Annotated in this window: 30 protein-coding genes; 11 read left to right on the forward strand and 19 right to left on the reverse strand. The window is 68.7% G+C overall.

Annotated features, from left to right (window positions below; genetic code table 11):
• Positions 1-19: 19 nt before the first annotated feature.
• Positions 20-1,042 carry a porin gene (locus J2X21_RS04220; RefSeq protein ID WP_310325226.1) on the reverse strand — a complete coding sequence of 341 codons (1,023 nt, stop codon included), beginning with the start codon at positions 1,040-1,042 and terminating at the stop codon, positions 20-22.
• Between the two features lie 123 nt (positions 1,043-1,165).
• On the opposite strand from J2X21_RS04220, the gene J2X21_RS04225 reads away from it, so the two are divergent.
• The 4 genes from J2X21_RS04225 to J2X21_RS04240 all read left to right on the forward strand — a co-directional run bounded on the left by J2X21_RS04225 (position 1,166) and on the right by J2X21_RS04240 (position 4,717).
• Complete coding sequence (locus tag J2X21_RS04225) at positions 1,166-1,852, forward strand: response regulator transcription factor (RefSeq protein WP_310325228.1); 687 nt, start codon at positions 1,166-1,168, stop codon at positions 1,850-1,852.
• The gene (locus J2X21_RS04230; RefSeq protein ID WP_310325230.1) at positions 1,845-3,287 is read left to right on the forward strand and encodes a sensor histidine kinase; all 1,443 of its coding nucleotides are present in this window, start codon (positions 1,845-1,847) and stop codon (positions 3,285-3,287) included. Before J2X21_RS04225 ends, J2X21_RS04230 begins: the two co-directional genes overlap by 8 nt.
• A 65-nt stretch (positions 3,288-3,352) precedes the next feature.
• The gene (gene phaR / locus J2X21_RS04235; protein ID WP_310325232.1) at positions 3,353-3,901 is read left to right on the forward strand and encodes a polyhydroxyalkanoate synthesis repressor PhaR; all 549 of its coding nucleotides are present in this window, start codon (positions 3,353-3,355) and stop codon (positions 3,899-3,901) included.
• Positions 3,902-4,024: 123 nt separating this feature from the next.
• Entirely contained in the window at positions 4,025-4,717 is a 693-nt protein-coding gene (locus tag J2X21_RS04240) for a hypothetical protein (RefSeq protein WP_310325234.1), read from the forward strand.
• A gap of 89 nt (positions 4,718-4,806) precedes the next feature.
• Here J2X21_RS04240 and J2X21_RS04245 read toward each other — a convergent pair whose 3' ends face one another.
• From J2X21_RS04245 to J2X21_RS04330, 18 genes are all read right to left on the reverse strand, one after another.
• Entirely contained in the window at positions 4,807-4,929 is a 123-nt protein-coding gene (locus tag J2X21_RS04245; RefSeq protein WP_310325236.1) for a hypothetical protein, read from the reverse strand.
• Between the two features lie 3 nt (positions 4,930-4,932).
• The gene (locus J2X21_RS04250; protein ID WP_310325238.1) at positions 4,933-5,310 is read right to left on the reverse strand and encodes a hypothetical protein; all 378 of its coding nucleotides are present in this window, start codon (positions 5,308-5,310) and stop codon (positions 4,933-4,935) included.
• 29 nt (positions 5,311-5,339) lie between these two features.
• Positions 5,340-5,738, reverse strand: coding sequence for a hypothetical protein (locus J2X21_RS04255; protein WP_310325240.1), 399 nt, complete (start codon positions 5,736-5,738; stop codon positions 5,340-5,342).
• Positions 5,739-5,759: 21 nt separating this feature from the next.
• A complete protein-coding gene (locus J2X21_RS04260) occupies positions 5,760-6,092 on the reverse strand; it encodes a hypothetical protein (RefSeq protein ID WP_310325241.1) in 333 nt (110 codons plus the stop codon).
• A 9-nt stretch (positions 6,093-6,101) separates the two neighbouring features.
• Positions 6,102-6,362, reverse strand: coding sequence for a hypothetical protein (locus J2X21_RS04265; protein WP_310325243.1), 261 nt, complete (start codon positions 6,360-6,362; stop codon positions 6,102-6,104).
• Complete coding sequence (locus J2X21_RS04270) at positions 6,359-6,793, reverse strand: ASCH domain-containing protein (RefSeq protein WP_310325246.1); 435 nt, start codon at positions 6,791-6,793, stop codon at positions 6,359-6,361. The genes J2X21_RS04265 and J2X21_RS04270 overlap by 4 nt, the downstream gene beginning before the upstream one ends.
• A complete protein-coding gene (locus J2X21_RS04275; RefSeq protein WP_310325248.1) occupies positions 6,793-7,059 on the reverse strand; it encodes a hypothetical protein in 267 nt (88 codons plus the stop codon). The genes J2X21_RS04270 and J2X21_RS04275 overlap by 1 nt, the downstream gene beginning before the upstream one ends.
• On the reverse strand, positions 7,056-8,873 hold the full coding sequence (locus J2X21_RS04280) for a ParB/RepB/Spo0J family partition protein (RefSeq protein WP_310325250.1): 1,818 nt from the start codon (positions 8,871-8,873) through the stop codon (positions 7,056-7,058). Before J2X21_RS04280 ends, J2X21_RS04275 begins: the two co-directional genes overlap by 4 nt.
• A 9-nt stretch (positions 8,874-8,882) precedes the next feature.
• A complete protein-coding gene (locus tag J2X21_RS04285) occupies positions 8,883-9,503 on the reverse strand; it encodes a hypothetical protein (protein ID WP_310325252.1) in 621 nt (206 codons plus the stop codon).
• A 2-nt stretch (positions 9,504-9,505) separates the two neighbouring features.
• A complete protein-coding gene (locus tag J2X21_RS04290) occupies positions 9,506-9,838 on the reverse strand; it encodes a hypothetical protein (RefSeq protein WP_310325254.1) in 333 nt (110 codons plus the stop codon).
• 3 nt (positions 9,839-9,841) lie between these two features.
• A complete protein-coding gene (locus tag J2X21_RS04295; RefSeq protein WP_310325256.1) occupies positions 9,842-10,096 on the reverse strand; it encodes a hypothetical protein in 255 nt (84 codons plus the stop codon).
• A complete protein-coding gene (locus J2X21_RS04300; protein ID WP_310325257.1) occupies positions 10,093-10,239 on the reverse strand; it encodes a hypothetical protein in 147 nt (48 codons plus the stop codon). The genes J2X21_RS04295 and J2X21_RS04300 overlap by 4 nt, the downstream gene beginning before the upstream one ends.
• The gene (locus J2X21_RS04305; protein ID WP_310325259.1) at positions 10,236-10,766 is read right to left on the reverse strand and encodes a hypothetical protein; all 531 of its coding nucleotides are present in this window, start codon (positions 10,764-10,766) and stop codon (positions 10,236-10,238) included. Before J2X21_RS04305 ends, J2X21_RS04300 begins: the two co-directional genes overlap by 4 nt.
• Positions 10,767-10,899: 133 nt before the next feature.
• Positions 10,900-11,124, reverse strand: a complete 225-nt coding sequence (locus J2X21_RS04310) for a hypothetical protein (RefSeq protein WP_310325261.1) — start codon at positions 11,122-11,124, stop codon at positions 10,900-10,902.
• A complete protein-coding gene (locus tag J2X21_RS04315; protein WP_310325263.1) occupies positions 11,121-11,417 on the reverse strand; it encodes a hypothetical protein in 297 nt (98 codons plus the stop codon). Before J2X21_RS04315 ends, J2X21_RS04310 begins: the two co-directional genes overlap by 4 nt.
• 121 nt (positions 11,418-11,538) lie before the next feature.
• A complete protein-coding gene (locus tag J2X21_RS04320) occupies positions 11,539-12,096 on the reverse strand; it encodes a hypothetical protein (protein ID WP_310325265.1) in 558 nt (185 codons plus the stop codon).
• A 3-nt stretch (positions 12,097-12,099) separates the two neighbouring features.
• Positions 12,100-12,288: a hypothetical protein gene (locus J2X21_RS04325; protein ID WP_310325267.1), complete on the reverse strand. Its 189-nt coding sequence runs from the start codon at positions 12,286-12,288 to the stop codon at positions 12,100-12,102.
• Between the two features lie 268 nt (positions 12,289-12,556).
• Positions 12,557-13,183 carry a hypothetical protein gene (locus J2X21_RS04330; protein WP_310325269.1) on the reverse strand — a complete coding sequence of 209 codons (627 nt, stop codon included), beginning with the start codon at positions 13,181-13,183 and terminating at the stop codon, positions 12,557-12,559.
• A gap of 87 nt (positions 13,184-13,270) precedes the next feature.
• On the opposite strand from J2X21_RS04330, the gene J2X21_RS04335 reads away from it, so the two are divergent.
• From J2X21_RS04335 to J2X21_RS04365, 7 genes are all read left to right on the forward strand, one after another.
• On the forward strand, positions 13,271-13,594 hold the full coding sequence (locus J2X21_RS04335; RefSeq protein ID WP_310325270.1) for a hypothetical protein: 324 nt from the start codon (positions 13,271-13,273) through the stop codon (positions 13,592-13,594).
• Positions 13,591-14,064: a phage regulatory CII family protein gene (locus J2X21_RS04340; protein WP_310325273.1), complete on the forward strand. Its 474-nt coding sequence runs from the start codon at positions 13,591-13,593 to the stop codon at positions 14,062-14,064. Before J2X21_RS04335 ends, J2X21_RS04340 begins: the two co-directional genes overlap by 4 nt.
• Positions 14,061-14,438, forward strand: a complete 378-nt coding sequence (locus J2X21_RS04345; protein ID WP_310325276.1) for a hypothetical protein — start codon at positions 14,061-14,063, stop codon at positions 14,436-14,438. The genes J2X21_RS04340 and J2X21_RS04345 overlap by 4 nt, the downstream gene beginning before the upstream one ends.
• Positions 14,435-14,809, forward strand: a complete 375-nt coding sequence (locus tag J2X21_RS04350; RefSeq protein ID WP_310325279.1) for a hypothetical protein — start codon at positions 14,435-14,437, stop codon at positions 14,807-14,809. The genes J2X21_RS04345 and J2X21_RS04350 overlap by 4 nt, the downstream gene beginning before the upstream one ends.
• 132 nt (positions 14,810-14,941) lie before the next feature.
• Positions 14,942-15,814: a helix-turn-helix domain-containing protein gene (locus J2X21_RS04355; RefSeq protein WP_310325458.1), complete on the forward strand. Its 873-nt coding sequence runs from the start codon at positions 14,942-14,944 to the stop codon at positions 15,812-15,814.
• A complete protein-coding gene (locus J2X21_RS04360) occupies positions 15,811-17,271 on the forward strand; it encodes a replicative DNA helicase (RefSeq protein ID WP_310325282.1) in 1,461 nt (486 codons plus the stop codon). Before J2X21_RS04355 ends, J2X21_RS04360 begins: the two co-directional genes overlap by 4 nt.
• Complete coding sequence (locus J2X21_RS04365) at positions 17,271-17,627, forward strand: RNA polymerase sigma factor (protein WP_310325285.1); 357 nt, start codon at positions 17,271-17,273, stop codon at positions 17,625-17,627. Before J2X21_RS04360 ends, J2X21_RS04365 begins: the two co-directional genes overlap by 1 nt.
• Positions 17,628-17,687 lie beyond the last annotated feature (60 nt).

Here is a 17,687-nt window from a genome sequence, read left to right on the forward strand (position 1 = left end):
TCCTTGGTCTTCTTCGGACTCAGAACGAGTGGTAGATGCCAGCTTCGATGCCGTTCGAATCGTCACCCAGCGCAATCGCCGAGCCGCCGGGAATCAGGAAGCGGCCCGTCTTGCTATTGTTGACCTTCGACAGCGTCGTGTAGAGCGACGTGCGCTTGGACAGCTGGTGCACATAGCCCACCGCGAAGAGCTTGCCCGTGTAGTCCTCGCCGTTGGCCGTGTTGCGCGAGTGCGCGTTCACGTGGCTGACGCGAATGATCCCGGAGCCCACGTTGTAGTGCGCGCCGATGACGTAGTTCTTCTGCTCGCGCGTGGTCTGCTTGCTGTTGTGGACCAGGCCCAGCAGCTTCAGCGCGCCAACGGCGTAGCTGCCGCCCAGGTTGAAGACCTTGAACTTGTCGCCGGCCAGCGTGTTGGTCGTTTCCGACAGGCCCAGCGCCACGTCCAGCCCGTTGCCCGCATAGCCGAGGCGCGCACCCACGTAGCGACCCGTGGAGCCTTCGCCAGCCGCCACCATCGCCTGGCCGTAGACGCCGCCCAGACCGTCGGGCAGGAAGTAGCCCACGGAGTTGTCCGAGCGGATCACCGTCTTGGCCGTGCCCGACGCGCCGTCGAAACCGTAGACCAGGTTGCTGGCCGCGCCCACGCCGTTGGTGCCGAAGGCGTTGAAGCGGCTGATGTTCCAGAACGTGGGCGTGTAGTCGCGGCCCAGGCGCAGCTCGCCGGCGTCCTTGCTCGCCAGGCTCACCGTCGCGCGGCGGCGCCAGTCGCCGCCCGCGCCGGTGTCGGGGCCGATGGCGCCTTCCAGGTGGAAGCTGGCGCTCAGGCCGCCGCCCAGTTGTTCCGTGCCGCGAAAGCCGAGGCGGCTGGTCTGCAGACCGTCGATGCTCTCCAGGTTCAGCGTTTTGCTGCCATTCTTGATGCGCTGCACGCCGACGTCCAGCACGCCGAAGATGGTCACGTTGGACTGCTGCGCGGCGGCCAGCGTCGAGCCCGCGGCGAGGGCCGCGCAGGCGAGGGTCTTCATGATGGGCGATGTCATCGCTTGTCTCCTTGGTCTTATGGGAGCTGCGATGCTCGAAAGCCAGGCTGTCAATCCGCTGTCCATCCGGTCGGGGTAAACCTCAGCCCTCTTGGTGGGGTAGCCCAGTGCTAGCCTGACGGCATGAAGTTGCTGGTCATCGAAGACAACGCCGCGATGCAGACCACGCTGCAGCGCTCGTTCGAGCGTCGCGGCTTTCGCGTCAGCATCTGCGACGACGGCGCCAAGGCCTTGAACCGTTGGCAGGCCGGGGTGCCGGACGTGGTGCTTCTGGACCTGACCATGCCGGGCTTGGATGGCCTGGATGTGCTGGCGCAGGCGCGTGCGCAGGGCCTGACCACGCCGGTCATCATCATCACAGCCCGCGGCACGCTGGGCGACCGCATCCTGGGGCTGAACATCGGCGCGGACGACTACCTGCCCAAGCCCTTCGACCTGGACGAACTGGAGGCGCGCATCCGTGCGCTGGTGCGCCGCCAGGGCCAGGCCAGCGAGGCCGCCCCGCGCCTGGTCGACGCGCCCAGCTTCTGCGGCCTGCGGGCCGATGCCGAAAGCGGCGCCGTCTATCACCACGGCCAGCCGCTGGAGCTGCCGCCGCGCGAGGCTGCGCTGCTGCGCGCGCTGCTCGTGCGGCCGGGCCAGGCGGTGGCCAAGGACAAGCTGTTCGACACCGTGTTCGCCGACGCGGCGGATGCGCAGCCCGATGCCATCGAAGTGGTGGCCTACCGCCTGCGCAAACGACTGGCGGTCACCGGCGCCAAGCTCGTCACGCTGCGCGGCCTGGGCTACCTCCTTCAACCGAATGAATGAGCTCAGGAAGCGCCTCGCCGGCTTGTCCATGCGGGCTCGGCTGCTGTGGGGCATCCTGCTGCCGGTGGGCGTGGTCGTCGCGATCAACACGGTCAGCCTGTACCGCGACTCGCTGCAGGCCGCCGACACCGCCTACGACCGCACGCTGCTGGCCTCGGCCAAGGCCATCGCCGAGTTGCTGGGCGTGGACGGCAGCGGCGAGCAGGCGCGGCTGGTGGCGGCCGTACCCTATGCGGCGCTGGAGGCCTTCGAGACCGACAGCCGCAGCCGGCTGTACTTCAAGGTGCTGGGCTTCAATGGCGAGATGGTGTCGGGCTACGACGACCTGCCCCGCTGGCAGGGCAAGCTGCCCGACCAGGGCGCCTATCCGGCGCTGGTGGATTTCTACGACGACCAGTTCCGCGGCGAGCCGGTGCGCATGGCCGTGCTGCTGCAGCCCGTGTCGGGCCAGACCGGCATGGGCCTGGCCACCATTCAGGTCGCCGAGACGCTGGCACTGCGCCGCGGCCTGGCGCGCCAGCTGCTGCTGCACACGCTGTGGCGGCAGGCGGCGCTGCTGGCGGTCATCGCCATCGTCGTCTGGGCCGTGGTGCAGCACGCCACGCGCCCCGTGCGCGCGCTGAGCGCCGCACTTCGGGCCCGCGACGCCGACGACCTCAGCCCGCTGCAGGCGCCCGGCCTGCCCACCGAGCTGACACCGCTGATTGCCGCCACCAACGACGCGCTGGCCCGCCAGGCCAGGCTGCTGGAGCACCAGAAACGCTTTGTGCGCGACGCGTCGCACCAACTGCGCACGCCGCTGGCGGTGCTGAAGGTGCAGGTGCAGTCGGCCCGCCAGGGCGATGTCGAGCCGGAGCAGGCGCTGGCCGAGATCGACACCACGGTGGCGCGTGCGACCCAACTCGCCAATCAGATGCTGGCGCTGGCCCGCGCCGAGCAGATGCGCCAGCAGGGCGTGGCCATGCCGCAGCAGGACTGGGCCGAGATCACGCGCGCCGTGGCGCTGGACCTGGCGCCGCTGATCGCCAAACAGGGGCTGGACTTCGACATCCGCACCCAGCCGGCCGCCATCGCGAGCTTTGAGTGGGCGCTGCGCGAGCTGACGCGCAACCTGCTGCACAACGCCGTCCAGCACACGCCAGCCGGCGGCCGGCTGGACATCGCGCTGACCGTCGACAGGGAATGGGCCCGGCTGTTGATCGCCGACGGCGGCCCGGGGCTGACGCCGCAACAGCAAGAGCGCCTGTTCCTGCCCTTCGCCGTGGGCGACGCCGGCAAGGGCTCGGGTCTGGGCCTGGCCATCTGCCAGGCGCTGGTGCACTCGCTGGGCGGGCAGATCGAACTGGGCAACCGACTAGACCCCGATGGCCGTGTGGCGGGGCTGGATGCGCGGGTCAGCCTGCCGCTGCGCCATGCCCCTGCCGGCCCCAGGTAAACCCGTCCGGGTGCAGAGTCAGGGTCTGCCTAGAATTTGCTGCACTGCACCCAGGAGGTTTACGCATGGCGACTGCCCGCAAGAAAGCGGCATCCACCCCCGAGCAAGCCCAGGCCGGCGATGCCAAGCCGGGGCTGCGCATCCTCAAGAAGTACCCCAACCGCCGGCTGTACGACACGCAGACCAGCAGCTACATCACGTTGGCCGACGTAAAGCGCATGGTGCTGGAAGGGGTCGATTTCGAGGTGCACGACGCCAAGACGCAGGAGGACCTGACGCGCTCCATCCTGCTGCAGATCATCCTGGAGGAGGAAACGGCCGGCGTGCCGATGTTCTCCACCGCGTCGCTGGCCCAGATCATCCGTTTCTACGGCCACGCGATGCAGGGCGTCATGGGCGGCCTGCTGGAGCGCCAGATGCAGGCCTTCACGGACATGCAGCAGCGTTTCACGGAGCAGACGCCCGGCTCGCCTTTCAGCCCAGACGCCTGGACCGGTCTGATGGGCGGCTATGCCGAGCAGTCCAAGACGCTGATGAATCAGTGGCAGGAACAGCTCAAAAACGCCGGCGCCATGTTCCCGTTCACGATGCCGCCAGGCAGCAAAAAGCCGTAAACCGGAGACATCGCCGAAAATACGGCGATGAACGAATCCGCCACCCTTGCCGCTCCCCCGGCCGCCGCGCCGAAGATCGGCTTTGTTTCGCTGGGCTGCCCGTAGGCGACTGGATCTATACCGATGACTACCCCCGTGCCGTCAAGCTTTGAGTGGACTCAGCTAATGCAGCCTTTGCTTACGGGTGGAGCTGCGCTGTTTGGGGTGTGGTTTGCTGGGAGCTTGACCGAAGGCCGGGAGCGGCGCCGAGAAGACGCTCGGATCCAGACTGAGAGAACCTACCTCGCTATTTTGGTGGCGTCGCATCTCGACAGGCTGGCCAATGCTTGCTTGAGCATTGCGCTGGACGACGGAAGGGATGAGTACGGTGCTCCGGCGGGGCCTCGAGGTGAGCACGCCCCAACCACAAAGGACCCTGCCTTTGCCCCGCTGGATTTCGAGGTGGAATGGAAGGCGCTGCCGCAGTCGCTAATGTTGAGTGTGCTGCGTCTGCCGATGGAAATTGAGCGGCTCGGCGCCCGCGTGGCGGCGGCCCATGAATCGCATTGGGACCCGCCTGACCACATCGAGTTCTTCCACCTGCGTCAGCGCGGATATGCGGAACTGGGTTTGAAGGTTGGCGCGCTTGCGCGAGAGCTGGAGGCGTTGGTGGGCATTCCCGCCCAGAAGGCCCATCCGCACGATTGGAGTCGCGACTCTGAGCTGAGGTCGATCATCAGCGGCATTGATCATGCGGCCGCATTGCGTGGAGACGCTCGCGCGGCCAGCCAAGTGTTTGACGCGGCGTTTGTCACTGACGAAGCAAAGCCCGCTTAGGCGGGCTTGAGGTGTCCAGGCGTCTGGACTCGCCTGGTGGTGATGGGTTCGAACGCTCGCGCCTCGTGGATGAGGCTTGGGGATGGGACTCAGGCGGCGGGACGCTGCGGCATCGGCCGGTTGAAGGGCTTGCCAGCCATCGCAGCGCGGCGCTGGGCGTCAAACCATGCGCGCACGGCGACGAGGTAGGCGGTCGTTTGGGCGTTGGTCATGGGTCAGCGGATCAGCACGTTGCGCATGCCGCCGAAGGCTTGCGGCGGCAGTTGATGCACGCGCGGCAAGACGGCCAGGTCGAGGTAGGCGCCCCACCAGAGCGGGATGCTCCAGCCGAGCCGGCCGTGAGGCTTTGCCTCGGGCTTGGTCAGGTCATGGTTGGGCGCCACGTCGAAACACTCGCACAGCGCCTTGACCAGCGTCAGCGGCTCGACAGCCGCATCCGTCCACGGAACGGCGATCAGGTCCAGGTCGCGCTGCAGCGAGCCGTGCAGGGCCAGTGCATAGCCCAGCTCGCGCGCCTTTGCAGCCAGCTCGGGGTAGATGCCGACCATGTAGGCCGGCGCGTAGGTGGGCTTCTTCTCGTCGAGGCCGGGCATATCAGACTCCAGTTCCAAGTAGCGCAATTTCAGCGGTAGACCGGCACGCGGCGCGGGTCGTTGCCGTCGTCGGCCCACCCCAGCACGCCGCCCATGCCGTACTGGGCGAGCTGGTCAAGGTCGTCGCCGTCGATCCAGCAGGCCGGAATCCGCTCGACATGCATCTCGTCGTCCAGCGAGGTCGTCAGACCCTTTGCCCACTGCACCGCGCCGCTCTGTTCGTTGGAGACGATTTGCCACGCCACCTGTTGGTTCTGGGCGCGCAATCGCTCCAACTCGGCCGCTTGGGCGCGGTGCTGCTCGATGTAGCGATACAGCACTTCGCGCGGCCCACTGGCGTCAACGCCGATGGTCATGCGGGCGCAGTCGTCCAGTGACTCGATGGCCTCGGCGGCCTGGGCGTCGGTGACGGGCTCGGTCTGTTTCATGGGCAGTTCCAAAGTGTGGGATCAGGCGGCGGCCATGCGCGCCCGGAAGAGGTTGACGCCGGTCTCGGGGTGGAACGTGGAGCGCGACAGCGCCCAGGCCCGCACGCGCTTGACCTCGGCCCGCAGAGCTTTGCGGCGCTGGCGGGCGTTGCCGCCGCCGACCATCCCGCGCCACTCGATGTACTCGCGGGTGTTGCACCAGGGGCACGGCTCATCGCCGCCGCTGGTGAGGCCATCGCCGTCGCCGCTGTCCAAGTCCCACATCCAGCCGTCTATGCAGGTGCCGTCCGGGTAGCCGGCGCCGAAGGTCGGGGCCTCGTACTGGCAGCCGAGGGTCGATTCAGTGGTGCTCATACTCGTCGCTCAAGGGTGGGAAGGGCCGGCGTCGAGCGGCTTGCTCAGCACGCGCAGATGGCCCTGGCCCTTCCAGAACTCGCGGTAGCAGTTGACTGCAACGGCCTCCGCTTCGCGGGCGACGTCGTCGCCGGCGGCGATGACGCGGCCTTGCTCGTCGACGACAGCCAGGCGGCCCGGCTTGCCGTTGACAGTGACGGTGAGCCCCTCGTGGGACACCGCTGATATCACGACGCCTTGGATGGCGCCGGTAGTCTGCTGGCCGATCATGAGTGCATCCTTTCGGCGGCAATGGCGGAAAGCCCAACGGCCGCTCGCGGCACGTCGAACCAGTGGAGGTCGGGGCCGCTGTGGGGCGGATTGAAGGGGGTGAACGGCAGCGGCTGGGCGTGGGACAGGGTCCAGCCGATGGGGCCGCGGAAGAGCGGTGACGGGTGCTCGACGTAGGTGCCGGTGAGCAGCGCCATGCCGACGATGCCGCCGCGCGGCAGCTGGGCCTCGTCGTCGCAGTCAGGGACCTCGATGTCCAGCTGGTCGCGCAGCTGGGTGGCCAACGCGCGGTAGTCGCGCTTGACGAGCTTGAGGCCGGCGCGGATAAGGAACTCGCCGCGGTAGGACGTTGTCCAGTCGAAGTTGAGCAGCTCGATGTGGCCGTTGGCGGCGAGCCAGGCCCAGGGCTGGCGAACGGAGACGGCACGCATCAGAGCAGCCTCCCGTCGCCCTCGACGCCGAGCATGACCGGCGGATGGCTGAGGCCGAGGGCCGACAGCCACACGGGCCTGCCGGCGTTGAGCAGGGCCAGCTGCTCGGCGCTGGGCTGCCAGAAGCTGACGCAAGCCGGGATGGTGCTGCCGTCGACCTGGTCGTACAGGATGCGCGTGATGGGCAGCGCGTCGCACTGATCAGGCGTCATGCCAGGCGGCGGCGCCAGCGTGGCGTTGTTGGTGGGGTGGGCGACGTGGTTCATGCGGGCACGGCCTCGACGGCGTAGTCGGCGAGCTGGTTGCCGGCGGCGATGGCGGCCTTGAGCCACTTGGGTTGCAGGCCGCGGCCGCTCCACGTTTCGCCGGTGGCGGGGTTGCGGTAGCGGGCGACGTTGGCCTTGGGCTTGGCGGCCGGCTGCGGCGCTGCTTCGTCCTCGTCGTCGTCCTGCTCGGCGGGCGGCATGCCGTCGAGCTGGGGCTGCTCCTCGGCCCTCGCCTCGGGCGTGCCCGGGTTCAATGGATCGACGCCATAGTGCCTGGCCATGGCCACGCGGGCCTTGCGCCAGTCGTCGGCGGCGATGGGGCCGCATTGCAGGGCCAGCAGCAGGACGAGCAGGGCGAGCTGGTCGGCGTCCATGCCGGGCAGCTGCTGCAGCGTCCAGTTGATGGCCGCGTTGTATTCGCCGTCCTCGGCGAGCTGCTTGACCTCGGGGCCCCAGCCCATGGCGTCGGCGATGGCCTCGATGGCGCTGTCGTCGTGCGTATCAAGCGCGGCGGCGGCGATGTAGCGCATGTCGTCGACGGTGCGCGGTGCGGCCGCTGCGGCGCGCAGGATGGCGGCCTTGATGTCGGGCCAGTGGGTGCTCGCGGCGATCTCCTCGGGCGAGTGCGGCGTGGAGGCCGCGCCGGGCGCCTCGTCGTCGTCATCATCGGCGCTCGCCGAGCCGGCGTCGGTGTCGTCATCCTCGTCGCTGTCCTGGCCGGCGGCCTGCTCGGCGGCCCTGACCAGCGCGGCGCGGTCGGCGTCGGCCATGAAGCCGCGCAGGCTGCCGTCCTCGTCCACCACATAGGTGAGCTTGGGCGCGGCAACGTGCTCGGGGCGCTTGGCGAGCAGGTCCTCCAGCAGGACGTTGTCGCCGTCGATCCAGAAGCCCGTCGTCAGGCTGGTGAAGCCCTTGGGCGTGCTGTAGCGGTGCGGCTGGAAGGCGTCGGCCTCGTCGCCCTCCAGCACGGTGTGGCCCTGGGCGCGCAGCTGCTCGGCCTGCTGCGCGTAGAGGGCGCGCGTCTTGGCCTCGAAGCAGCTGACATCGGTGCACAGGTCGGCGCCCGGCTCGGCGGACGGGTCGTTGATGGTGCGCTGTGCGCAGCCGGTGCAGGCCTCGCCGCCCAGGGTGGCGTCGTCGGGGGAGAAGGGGGCCTTGGCGATGGCGATGAAGTAGCGGCCGTTGGCCAGGATGCGCTTGGCGTCGCGCGCGCTCCGCCAGCCGGTGGGCACCATCTTGCCGTCCTGCCATTCGGACCCGCGCACGTCGTCGAGCGCCTTGCGCTGCAGAGCCTCGGTGGGCAGGCTGGCGATGATCTGCGCCACGTCGGTGGCCAGGCCGCTGGCGACGGCCTCCTGGCCCGGCTTGTAGAGCTTGCGCAGCTTCAGGCGGCCGTAGACATAGGCGCGGGACTTCCCGCTGTCCTTGATGACCTGCTCGATGGGCACGCGGTACTTGCGGATGAGGCGGTCGAAGCCCTCGGCCTCCTCCAGCGGGCTGACGTCCACGCGCGCCAGGTTCTCGTGGATCTGCGCGGTGGCGGCCTCCTCCTCGGTCATGTTGCGCACGATGGCGGGGATGACCTCCAGGCCGGCCAGGCGCGCGGCGCGCACGCGGCGGTGGCCGCAGACGATCTCATGGGCCAGCTTGGCGCTGAGCGGGCGCGCGACGATGGGCTGGATGAGGCCCTGGCTCTTGATGCTGTCGGCCAGCTCCTGCAGGGCCGTCTCGTCGTAATGGACGCGGGGATTGGTGGGGCTGTCGAGCAGGAATTCGGCGGCCAGGCGGATGGTGGTGAATTGCGGCGCGGTCATGGCGGGTCCTCAGCGTTGAGTGATGGCGGCGACCCAGCTGCTGGCCTCGTGGCCGTACTGGCCAGGGCGCTGGGCGGAGAAGTGGCGAGCGGCGCTGGGCAGCTCGGGCGGGGCGGGGGAAACGCAGGTGCGGCGCACGGTGCGGGCCGTCTCGATGGCCTCGCCGGCCGTCAGGGCCGGGCCGTGCTGCCTGGCCACGGCGACACCCGGCACGGGTGCCGGCGCGCCCTGGGAGGCGTTGTGGGCGAGGGCGTCTGCCAGGCTGCGGAACCAGCGGTACTGGCGCCGGCGGCCGGCCTGGTGCGTCTCGCCGCGCTGGGCGAGGGTGCGCAGGGCGTTGCAGATGCCATCGGCACGCAGGTGGGGCAGGGCGGCGAGCGCCTCGGGGCGGTTGAGGCCCTGCTTGCCGCGCGCCTTGATCAGCTCCAGCACGGCCTGCGCGACGCTGGTGCCGCTGCCGTTGGCGCGGCTGATGGTGGTGGCCGTCTTCTTGACGCCGTGGTTGAAGCCGATGTTGCCGGCCTGGTGGACGGTGATGCCGAAGGCCGCCGCCAACTGGGGGTTGGGCTCGTGCGGGTAGCGGCGCAGGAACTCGGCCAGGCGTTCGCCTGTGAGGGTGGGGCGGGACATGGTCAGTCGTCTTCCTTGTCGCCGGAGGCGACGCGCTTGAGGTCGACCGCGTCGCCGTGCCGGCGCGCGGGGTGGGGGTGGGCGTGGTGGGCCGGGGCCGGCTTGAGGCGCCAGTCGGTGATGGGGCCCGAGAGGTCGGGCCGCGTGAGCTGGCCGCCGTGGGCCACGTGCAGCGCGGCGGCGCGCACGATGCCCAGGCGGGCCGTGGCCAGGGGCGAGCTGTCGAGCTGCAGCTCGGCCAGGGACGGCGGCCAGCCTGCGGCGCGCACCTGTGCAAAGGCGTGCTGCATCTGGGCCTCGGTGGGGGCCGGCGCGTGGTGCGTGGTGGCGGCCACGGCTCAGCGCTCCAGGCAGAGGCGCTCGGCATTGGGGCCGCAGCCGCCGCCGGCCGAGCGCAGCACGGCGACGGGTTGCGGGGCGCCCCTGTCGAGCAGCTCGGGGTGGCGGCAGACGCGCTCGATGCCTTCGTCGGCCCCATGCGTGCACAGGTAACAGGCGCGGAAGGCGCTGGGCAGGGTGTCGGCCTGCAGCCAGGCGAGCGGGGCACGCATGGGGCGCGGCAGGTCGAGGCCGGCGAGCTGGGCGGCGTTCATGCCTTGCGCTCCAGGCCGCAGCGCTGGCAGCGCCAGACGATGAGCACACCCTCGCGCCAGCGGGCCGCCCAGCGGTGGCCGGTGGCCACGCAGACGGCGTGCGGCGGGCGCGGCACGGTGGCCGTGCTGGGCCCGGCGCTCATGACAGCACCCCGGCGGCGCGGGCGGCGAGCAGGCAGGCGGCGCGCCAGCGCTGCGGGCCGGTGACTTCAACGACCTGCTGCAGGCTGGCCAGGCGTTCGGCCTGGTCGGGCGTCAGCTCGGTTTCCTGCGTGGCGATCTCCGCCTGCAGCTGGGCGAGGCGGCGCACGGCGTTGCGGCACTCGACCAGGCCGAGCAGGGCCTCCAGCAGCTCGGGTGTGGGCGCGGCAGGCTGCGGCCCGGGCGGCACGCTGGCTTGAGCTGACTCGCGGGCCAGGCCGCCAAAGTCGTGCGAGGTGCTCCAGCCCAGCAGCCGGCCGAGTGCGGCCTCGGCCTCGCGGCCGGCGATGGCGCCAACGACGCGGACCAGGGCGATCTCGATGCTGCCGGTGCGCAGTGCGTCAGGGTGGGCCGACGTGGCGGCCTTGCGCAGGTCCTGGCGGAGCAGGGCCATCGTTTCGGCGACGAGGGCGTGGCCGATGGCGTCGGTCAAGGGGCGGGCGAGGGCCGCGGGGTGGACGGCGCTCATTGCGGTTTCCCCATGCAGTGCATGCCGCCCGACCAGAAGCCGCGAAAGCCGCACAGGCTGCAGGTCCAGGCGCCTCGCTCATTGCTCGGGATGGGTGCCGGCGTTGGCGCTTGGTGATTGGTGGGCGCCGCACTCATTGCACTGGCCCCACGAAGACGAGGCTGCCGAAGTCGTCGACGACGGCTGGTCGCTGAACGACGAACGCGCCGAGCACCTCGCGCGTCACGCCGAACGGGTAAAGGGTGACGCCCCACTTGCCGGCATCGCACCAGGCGCTGTGACGCCAATAGGCGACATCCGCACAAGGGCTGATGTGCAGGCCGCGGCCGTCGTCGCTGACGTAGGTCAGGCCGCTCACGATGCCGCCGCCAGTTGCTGCAACTCGGCCAGCTCGGCCGTGACGATCTGCAGGCGCTCTGTGAGCAGCTCGCGGCGCACGCGCATGTCGCGGCGCTGGCCTTGCAGGCTAGGGGAGTAGCGGTTGGCCTGGGCCATCGCAATGGCCAGGTCCGTGGCCTGGTCAATGCTCAGCTGCAGGTCGGCGAGCTGGCGCACCAGCGAGGCCTGCAGCCAGCGCAGATACCAGGCCTTGAGCCGCAGCGGCGGCGCGTTCAGACGTCTGGACAGGGGATTGGCAGCGGTCGTTTGCATTCGGGCCTCCGTTGGTTGGCGACCAGAATTTAGCAACGTGCTATGCAAATAGCAAGCGGCTATGCAACGCGGGCAAAAAAAAGCCCGTTGGGTTGCGGGTGATGTAGCGCACGAGAAACGACTAGAGGTCGTCAGTCTTCGGCCGCGCTCTGTCGCGCTTCTTGCTTTCGGCTTCGTCGAGGGCCTTCTTGCGTGCGGCTGCTCGCTCGCCATATGCGCGCTTTGAGACCAATGCGAGTTCCGATCGGAACACCTGACTGCCGTGCTGGTGCAGCATCAGCGCCGCTTCGCCGAGCACCAAGCTGCACTCTTCATGGTCCACGCTTCGGGTGCGCCACGAAGACTCTTTGTAGGCAAGCCTGTACTTGGTGCACTGCAGGCCGGGGTACTTTGCCTTCAGCGCGTCCCTAACCTTGCCGAAGTCATCGCTCTTGAACACGAACAGTACGGACTCCAGTCGGCCGTCGCCGAACTTCAAGCTAAGGGCGGGGCCTTCCGCGTTGGCTGATCTGACGCCGGCCACCGTGGTGCTTGGGAGGTTGTCGATCTGGCGCGCAGCTGATTCGGGCATGCCCAAATGCAGTCCCTTGATCTCCAGTTGCTTTGTAGGGGCGCCATTGGCAATGGCATGCGCTGCAAGTAGCACTGTGGCCAAGCCGGCAAGTGTCGCGTTGGACATCGCCTACTGCTGCCGCCGGGCGCGCGGCTTTCTTGCTTCGGCCTGAGCGCTTCCAATGACGAAAGTGCAGCGCACGGGACGGTTAATCACGATCCGCTGCTGCGGTACGGTCGCCTCTTCGGTCGTCGCTTCGGCGCTTGGCATTTGGAGCCGCTCCAGGAACTTGTTGACGGCGTCGTTGTCTTTCGTCACGGTTACCCCTCTTTGGGAGCGGCCGACTCTATCTACATAACCCCTAACTTCAACGGGAAAATTACCAGGAACGCGAGGAGTGTGACGATGGCTAGCCAGCGCAAAGCGGTTGCCGTGCGGTCATGCCCGCACCATATGCATGCGTGTGTGTGAGCCCACGTTAGTTGTCCGCATTGGCGGCAGGTGCGCGCCTTCTTGCCGGTGGGTCTGACCGTCTCCTCTGCGATCACGAAGTCGCATTCGAGCGGGTCGTTGATTTCTACGCACTTCATGGCAGCGCAGCCGGTTCCGGCGTAGTCGAGGGCTTGGCGAGTTCGAACTCGATGGCGCGGACAAAGGTTGTGAACTTGTCAGACCGCTGCTTGCGGTCAAGATCTGCAGCGATCCTGAGGGCGGTAGCCCGCCAGTCGGCCGGCGACGAGGGATGGCCCAGGAAGGCATGGATCATCCGTTCCAGGGTTTCTAGGCTGCCTTCAGAGAGCGGCGCGAGATCCCGCGGCTTGATCGTCTTGAAAGGCCAGTTGCTGGTGGTGTACGGGGTGCGCTCTTCAGCTGCGGCTGGGTGCTTGTTCGGCCGGCTGGCGTGGACTTTCGCTTCCAGAAGGATGGTGCGGCCATCGGGGAGGGTGAGATGCACGTCTGCGCCGCCTCTGGCCGGATCGGTATCGAACCAGCCCTCGGGTAGCCCAAGCTTGGTTTCAATGGCCCGCGCCTGACCGCTACCCATCTCGCGGGGCTTGCCGGTGGTGGAATTGGGTGCGGCTTGGGCAATCTGGTTCAACGTGGCATCGCGGCGTAGGCGACCGAGCCAGGAGTTGAGGTCTGCAAAAGAGATTGCGCCAACGCTGAGCAGCTCTTTGAGCCGTTCCCGGCGTATCTGGCCTATGGGCTTCATAGGGTCAGCATTCGATAGCAGCATGCTAGGTTTGTGGCATAGCACGTTGCTTGTTCCAATGCATGGCACGGTGCTATGCTGCATGGCATGAGCACCATCCCTATCGAAGAGCGAAACAGGCTGTGTGAAGAGTTCGGCCTCGATTCGCGCTACCTGTATCAACTTCTGACGGGACGACGAGAGCTTGAGCCGGCCCGGGCCGTTCGGCTGGAGCAGCAATCGGGTGGGCGCCTGCGGCGCTGGCATCTTCGAGCGAAGACTTGGCACCTGATCTGGCCAGAGCTGGTCGGCGTCGAGGGCGCACCTTGTGTTCCCAGCATCGGGGCGGGGGAAGAAGGGTTGGAGCATGGGCAAACTGTCGCTCCAGCGGCCGGGGAGGTCCATCCGAACGGCCAGGCGGCGGTCGTATGAGCGGCAGCGTCCTGGATGCTGCCTACTGGACCGGCAGCGACTACCCGGGCGGCGCCAAGGCGCTGGCCGAGCGCATCAACCATCGCAACCTCGACGATGAGCTGAACCCGAACCGCACGAGCGCGAAGCTCGGGCTCAAGACGGCGGTGGACATGCAGGTCATGTCGGGTGACTTCCGCATCCTGTATGCGATGGCCGAGGCCTGCCGGCACTTTCCTCCGGTGCCGATGCCGGATGTGCCCACGGCCGACGCGCCCTGCCTGGCCACGCTGAGCCGCCTGGCGCACGAGTTCTCCAGCCTGGTAGGCGAGGTGGCGGGCGACCTGGGCGACAACAAGGTGACGAACGCCGAGCTGGCCGAGATCGTGCGGCGCTGGCATGCGCTGGTGAGCTGCGGCCAGGTGCTGATCCAGCAGGTGACGGCCATGAATGCGGCCCTGCAGGCGCTGGCGCCGGAGGCGCGGCCTTGAGGGGCAGCGCGCTCAACGACTGGACGCGGGCGGTGCATGCGCACTGCCGCTCGCTGACGGCCCAGGCGGGCCGGCCGGTGGGCGTGACGGTGGAGGAGGCGCTGGCCGCGTGCGGCGCGCCCCCTGCGCTGCAGGGCTGCCCGAGCCGCATCCTGCAGCGGGCTGCCGTGCGGGGCTGGTTCACGGGTGAGCGGGAGATCGCTGAAGGGCGCTGGAGGGGCTGCAAGGTGCGGGTGCGCTACTACGCCGCGGCCGCGTTGCCGCCGGCGGCGCCTCGGCCCGAGCCGGCGAGTTACTTCGACGGCCTGGTGCGTGCCAGCTCGGTGTTCGAGCTGGCGCGGATCGTGGGCGAGCGCGCGCGGGGGGGGGCATGACAGTGCTGGACATGCAGCGGCGTCTGCCGTTGCCGTCAAGACCCGCCCGGGGCCGCGGGAGGCCTGTGGGCGCGGTGGGCGAGGTGGCGCGTGCGCTGCTGGACGAGGCCGCAGCTGCACCGGGCACGGCCCGGGAGTTGTCTCGGCGCGCCTGCGTGGGCGACCGGGTCGGGATGTACACGGTGAGCCGGCTGAAGAGCGCGGGCTTGCTGGTGATGGTGCTGGACAGCCGGCCGGCGGTGTTCGCGGCCAAGGGCTGCCCGGAGTTGTGCCTGTTGGCCGACCGTGCGGCGGATGCCGGCGCGGGCCTGGGCGCGTTTGCGGCGCTGCTGGCGGTGCCTTTCATGGGAGGGTTGTCGCCCGCAGAGTGACCAGCCCTTGACCCCTTTTTGATGTGCCTTCGTGAGCGCTTCGGCGCCCGCGAGGGTTTTGTGTTGCCTGTTGCGCGGCCCTGATGACGGGGCGGGCGTTGCGGGCGGGAGAGATTCGTGTCGACAAGAGTGATGGATTGTTGTTGGGGCCTGCAGCTGCCGCCGAGCGAGAAGGCGGTGCTGATGAGCCTGGCGGACCAGGCCAATGACGCGGGCGTGTGCTGGCCCGGGGTGGCGTCGCTGGTGGAGCGGACGTGCCTGAGCGACCGGACGGTGCAGCGGGCGCTGCGGGCGCTGGAGCAGGCGGGCTTGATGGTCTGCGCCCTCGGGGCGATGAAGAGCAACCGCTACACGCTGAATGTGCCGCTGTTGAAGCAGCTGGAGCGTGAGCGCGAGGCCGCTGCTGCGGAGAAGGAGGCGTTGAGGCAGGCCGAGCTGGACCTGCCCGTGGGGCCTCAAGGTCGGGTTTTCATGGGTGACATGGTGTCACCCCAGGGGTGTCATGGTGTCACCCCTAGGGTTTCCATGGGTGACATGGTGTCACCCCAGGGGTGTCATGGTGTCACCCAAACCGTCATTGAACCAATACAAATACATACCCCCCATACCCCCCAGCCTTCGGCCGGGGGGCTGAAGGGCGGTGTCGGGCCTTCGGCTGAACAGCCGCCGTTGCTGTCGCTCGCCGATTGGCTCGAAGCGGTCCAGTCGTCTGGACAGGATGCGGTGCCGCCGGATGACGAGGTGTTCGACTACGCCGCGGCGGTGGAGCTGCCGCGGGCCTTCGTGGCGCTGTGCTGGCGGGAGTTCAAGCGGCGGCAGTTGAGGGCGGGCAAGCGGCAGCGGGACTGGCGCGAGCGGTTCCGGGAGTGCGTGCGGTGCAGCTGGTATGGGCTGTGGCTGCTGTCGGCCGGGCAGGAGGCGCGGCTGTCGACGGCGGGTGAGCAGGCGGCGCGGTACTGGGAGGCCTTCGACCGTGAGTCGGCGGTGGAAGGGGCCGAGGCATGAGCGCGATCTTTGGCGAGGACCCGCGGCCCGTGCCCTCGGCCGACGCGGAGCTGCAGGGGCTGCGGGTGCCGCCGCATTCGGTGGAGGCGGAGCAGAGCGTGTTGGGCGGGCTGTTGATCGACAACCGGTGTTGGGACCGTGTCGGTGACCTGCTGAAGCCGGACGACTTCTACCGGCGCGAGCACCAGGTGCTGTTCGGCGCGATGAGCCGGCTGATCAACGCCAGCAAGCCGGCGGACGTGGTAACGGTGTTCGATGCGCTGGCCGAGCGCGAGCAGCTGGCGGTGGGGGGCTTGGCGTACATCAACGCGCTGGCGCAGTGCGTGCCGAGCTCGGCGAACGCGCGGCGGTATGCGGAGATCGTGCGGTCGCGCTCGGTGCAGCGCCAGGTGGCGGCGCTGGCGGTGGACCTGCAGGGCGCGGTGGCCGGCAAGCTGGAGGCGCCGGAGATCATGACGGCTGTGGACGCGGCGGTGACGTCGCTGCTGAAGCTGATGCAGGGCGCCAGCTCGGCGGATGAGCCGGTGCTGCTGGGCGACCTGATGCTGGAGCTGATCGACGAGGTCGAGGCGCTGGCGGCGGGCAAGCTGCCGGGCATCTCGACGGGCTTCATTGACCTCGATGCGCTGACGGCTGGCGGTGGGCGTGCCGGCGAGCTGTGGGTGATGGGCGCGCGGCCGAGCATGGGCAAGAGCGCCTGTGCGCAGACCATCGGCCTGAATGTGGCCGAGGACGAGTGGTGTCTGGTGCTGAGCCAGGAAGACTCGCTGCTGACCTATGGCCAGCGCGCGGTGGCGAACCTGGGCAAGGTGAACCTGGCTGACCTGCGCAACCCGGCGAAGGCGGAAGACCCGGACGCGCTGTGGGCTGGCCTGGCGCTGGGCGCGGACAAGGCGGGCAAGAAGAAGCTGCTGGTGGACGCGCAGGGCGGGCTGACGCTGGCCGACGTGCGGCGCAAGGTGCAGCAGGCCAATCGCAAAATACAGTCGATTCAGCCTGGCGCGCGGCTGAAGGTGCTGCTGATCGACTACCTGCAGCTGATGACCGGGGAGAACCAGAACCGCAACCAGCTGCTGGGCGAGATCTCCAACGGGCTGAAGGCGCTGGTGAAGGAGTTCGGGCTGTGGGGCATCTTGCTGTCGCAGCTAAGCCGGGAGGCGGACAAGCGCGCGGGCCTGCCGCACATGAGCGACCTGCGTGACAGCGGCGACATCGAGGGCGCGGCCGACGTGATCATGCTGCTGCACCGCCAGGCCAAGCGGAAGCTGACGGCGGACAACAAGTACTGGGCGCAGGCCGAGATCTGCAAGAACAAGAACGGGCCCACCGACACGATCAGCCTGTTCTTCCACGGCAAGTACCAGCGGTTCGACAACTGGGCGGGTCCGGTGCCTGCATCGGCTGGTGGAGTGGGCAAGGGTGGCGATGGTGCCGGCGAACGGAAGGGGTTCAACTGATGGCGAAGATTCAGCAGATAGACGACATGCTGCGGCGCTGGGCTGCGGCTGTGGCAGGGGAGGGCGATGGGTCAGGCTACCCGACGATGTCGGTGCTGCATCAGGACTGGTCACCTCCCTCGCCGGGGCAGACGCCGACGATGAAGACGGTGTCACGAGGGCGGGATGTGGATCGCGTTCATGCGGCTGTGGCGGCGCTGAGCATGCGGGAGCGCAACACCGTCGTCGTGCACTACTGCAGCGGCTCTCTGAGCCTCGCTGAGCAGGCGGCGAAGCTCGGATGCCAGGTCAGGACTGTCGAGAAGCGCATAGAGGCCATTCATCGCGTCCTGGCGGCATCGCTGCTCGGTGAGTAGATGAATTTTTGCAACTTACGCTTTTCCCCCTACATTCCCGCAACCTGATCGCAGTCCGCC

It is taken from the genome of Roseateles asaccharophilus, assembly GCF_031458115.1.
Classification (GTDB): Bacteria; Pseudomonadota; Gammaproteobacteria; order Burkholderiales; family Burkholderiaceae_C; genus Pelomonas; species Pelomonas asaccharophilus_A.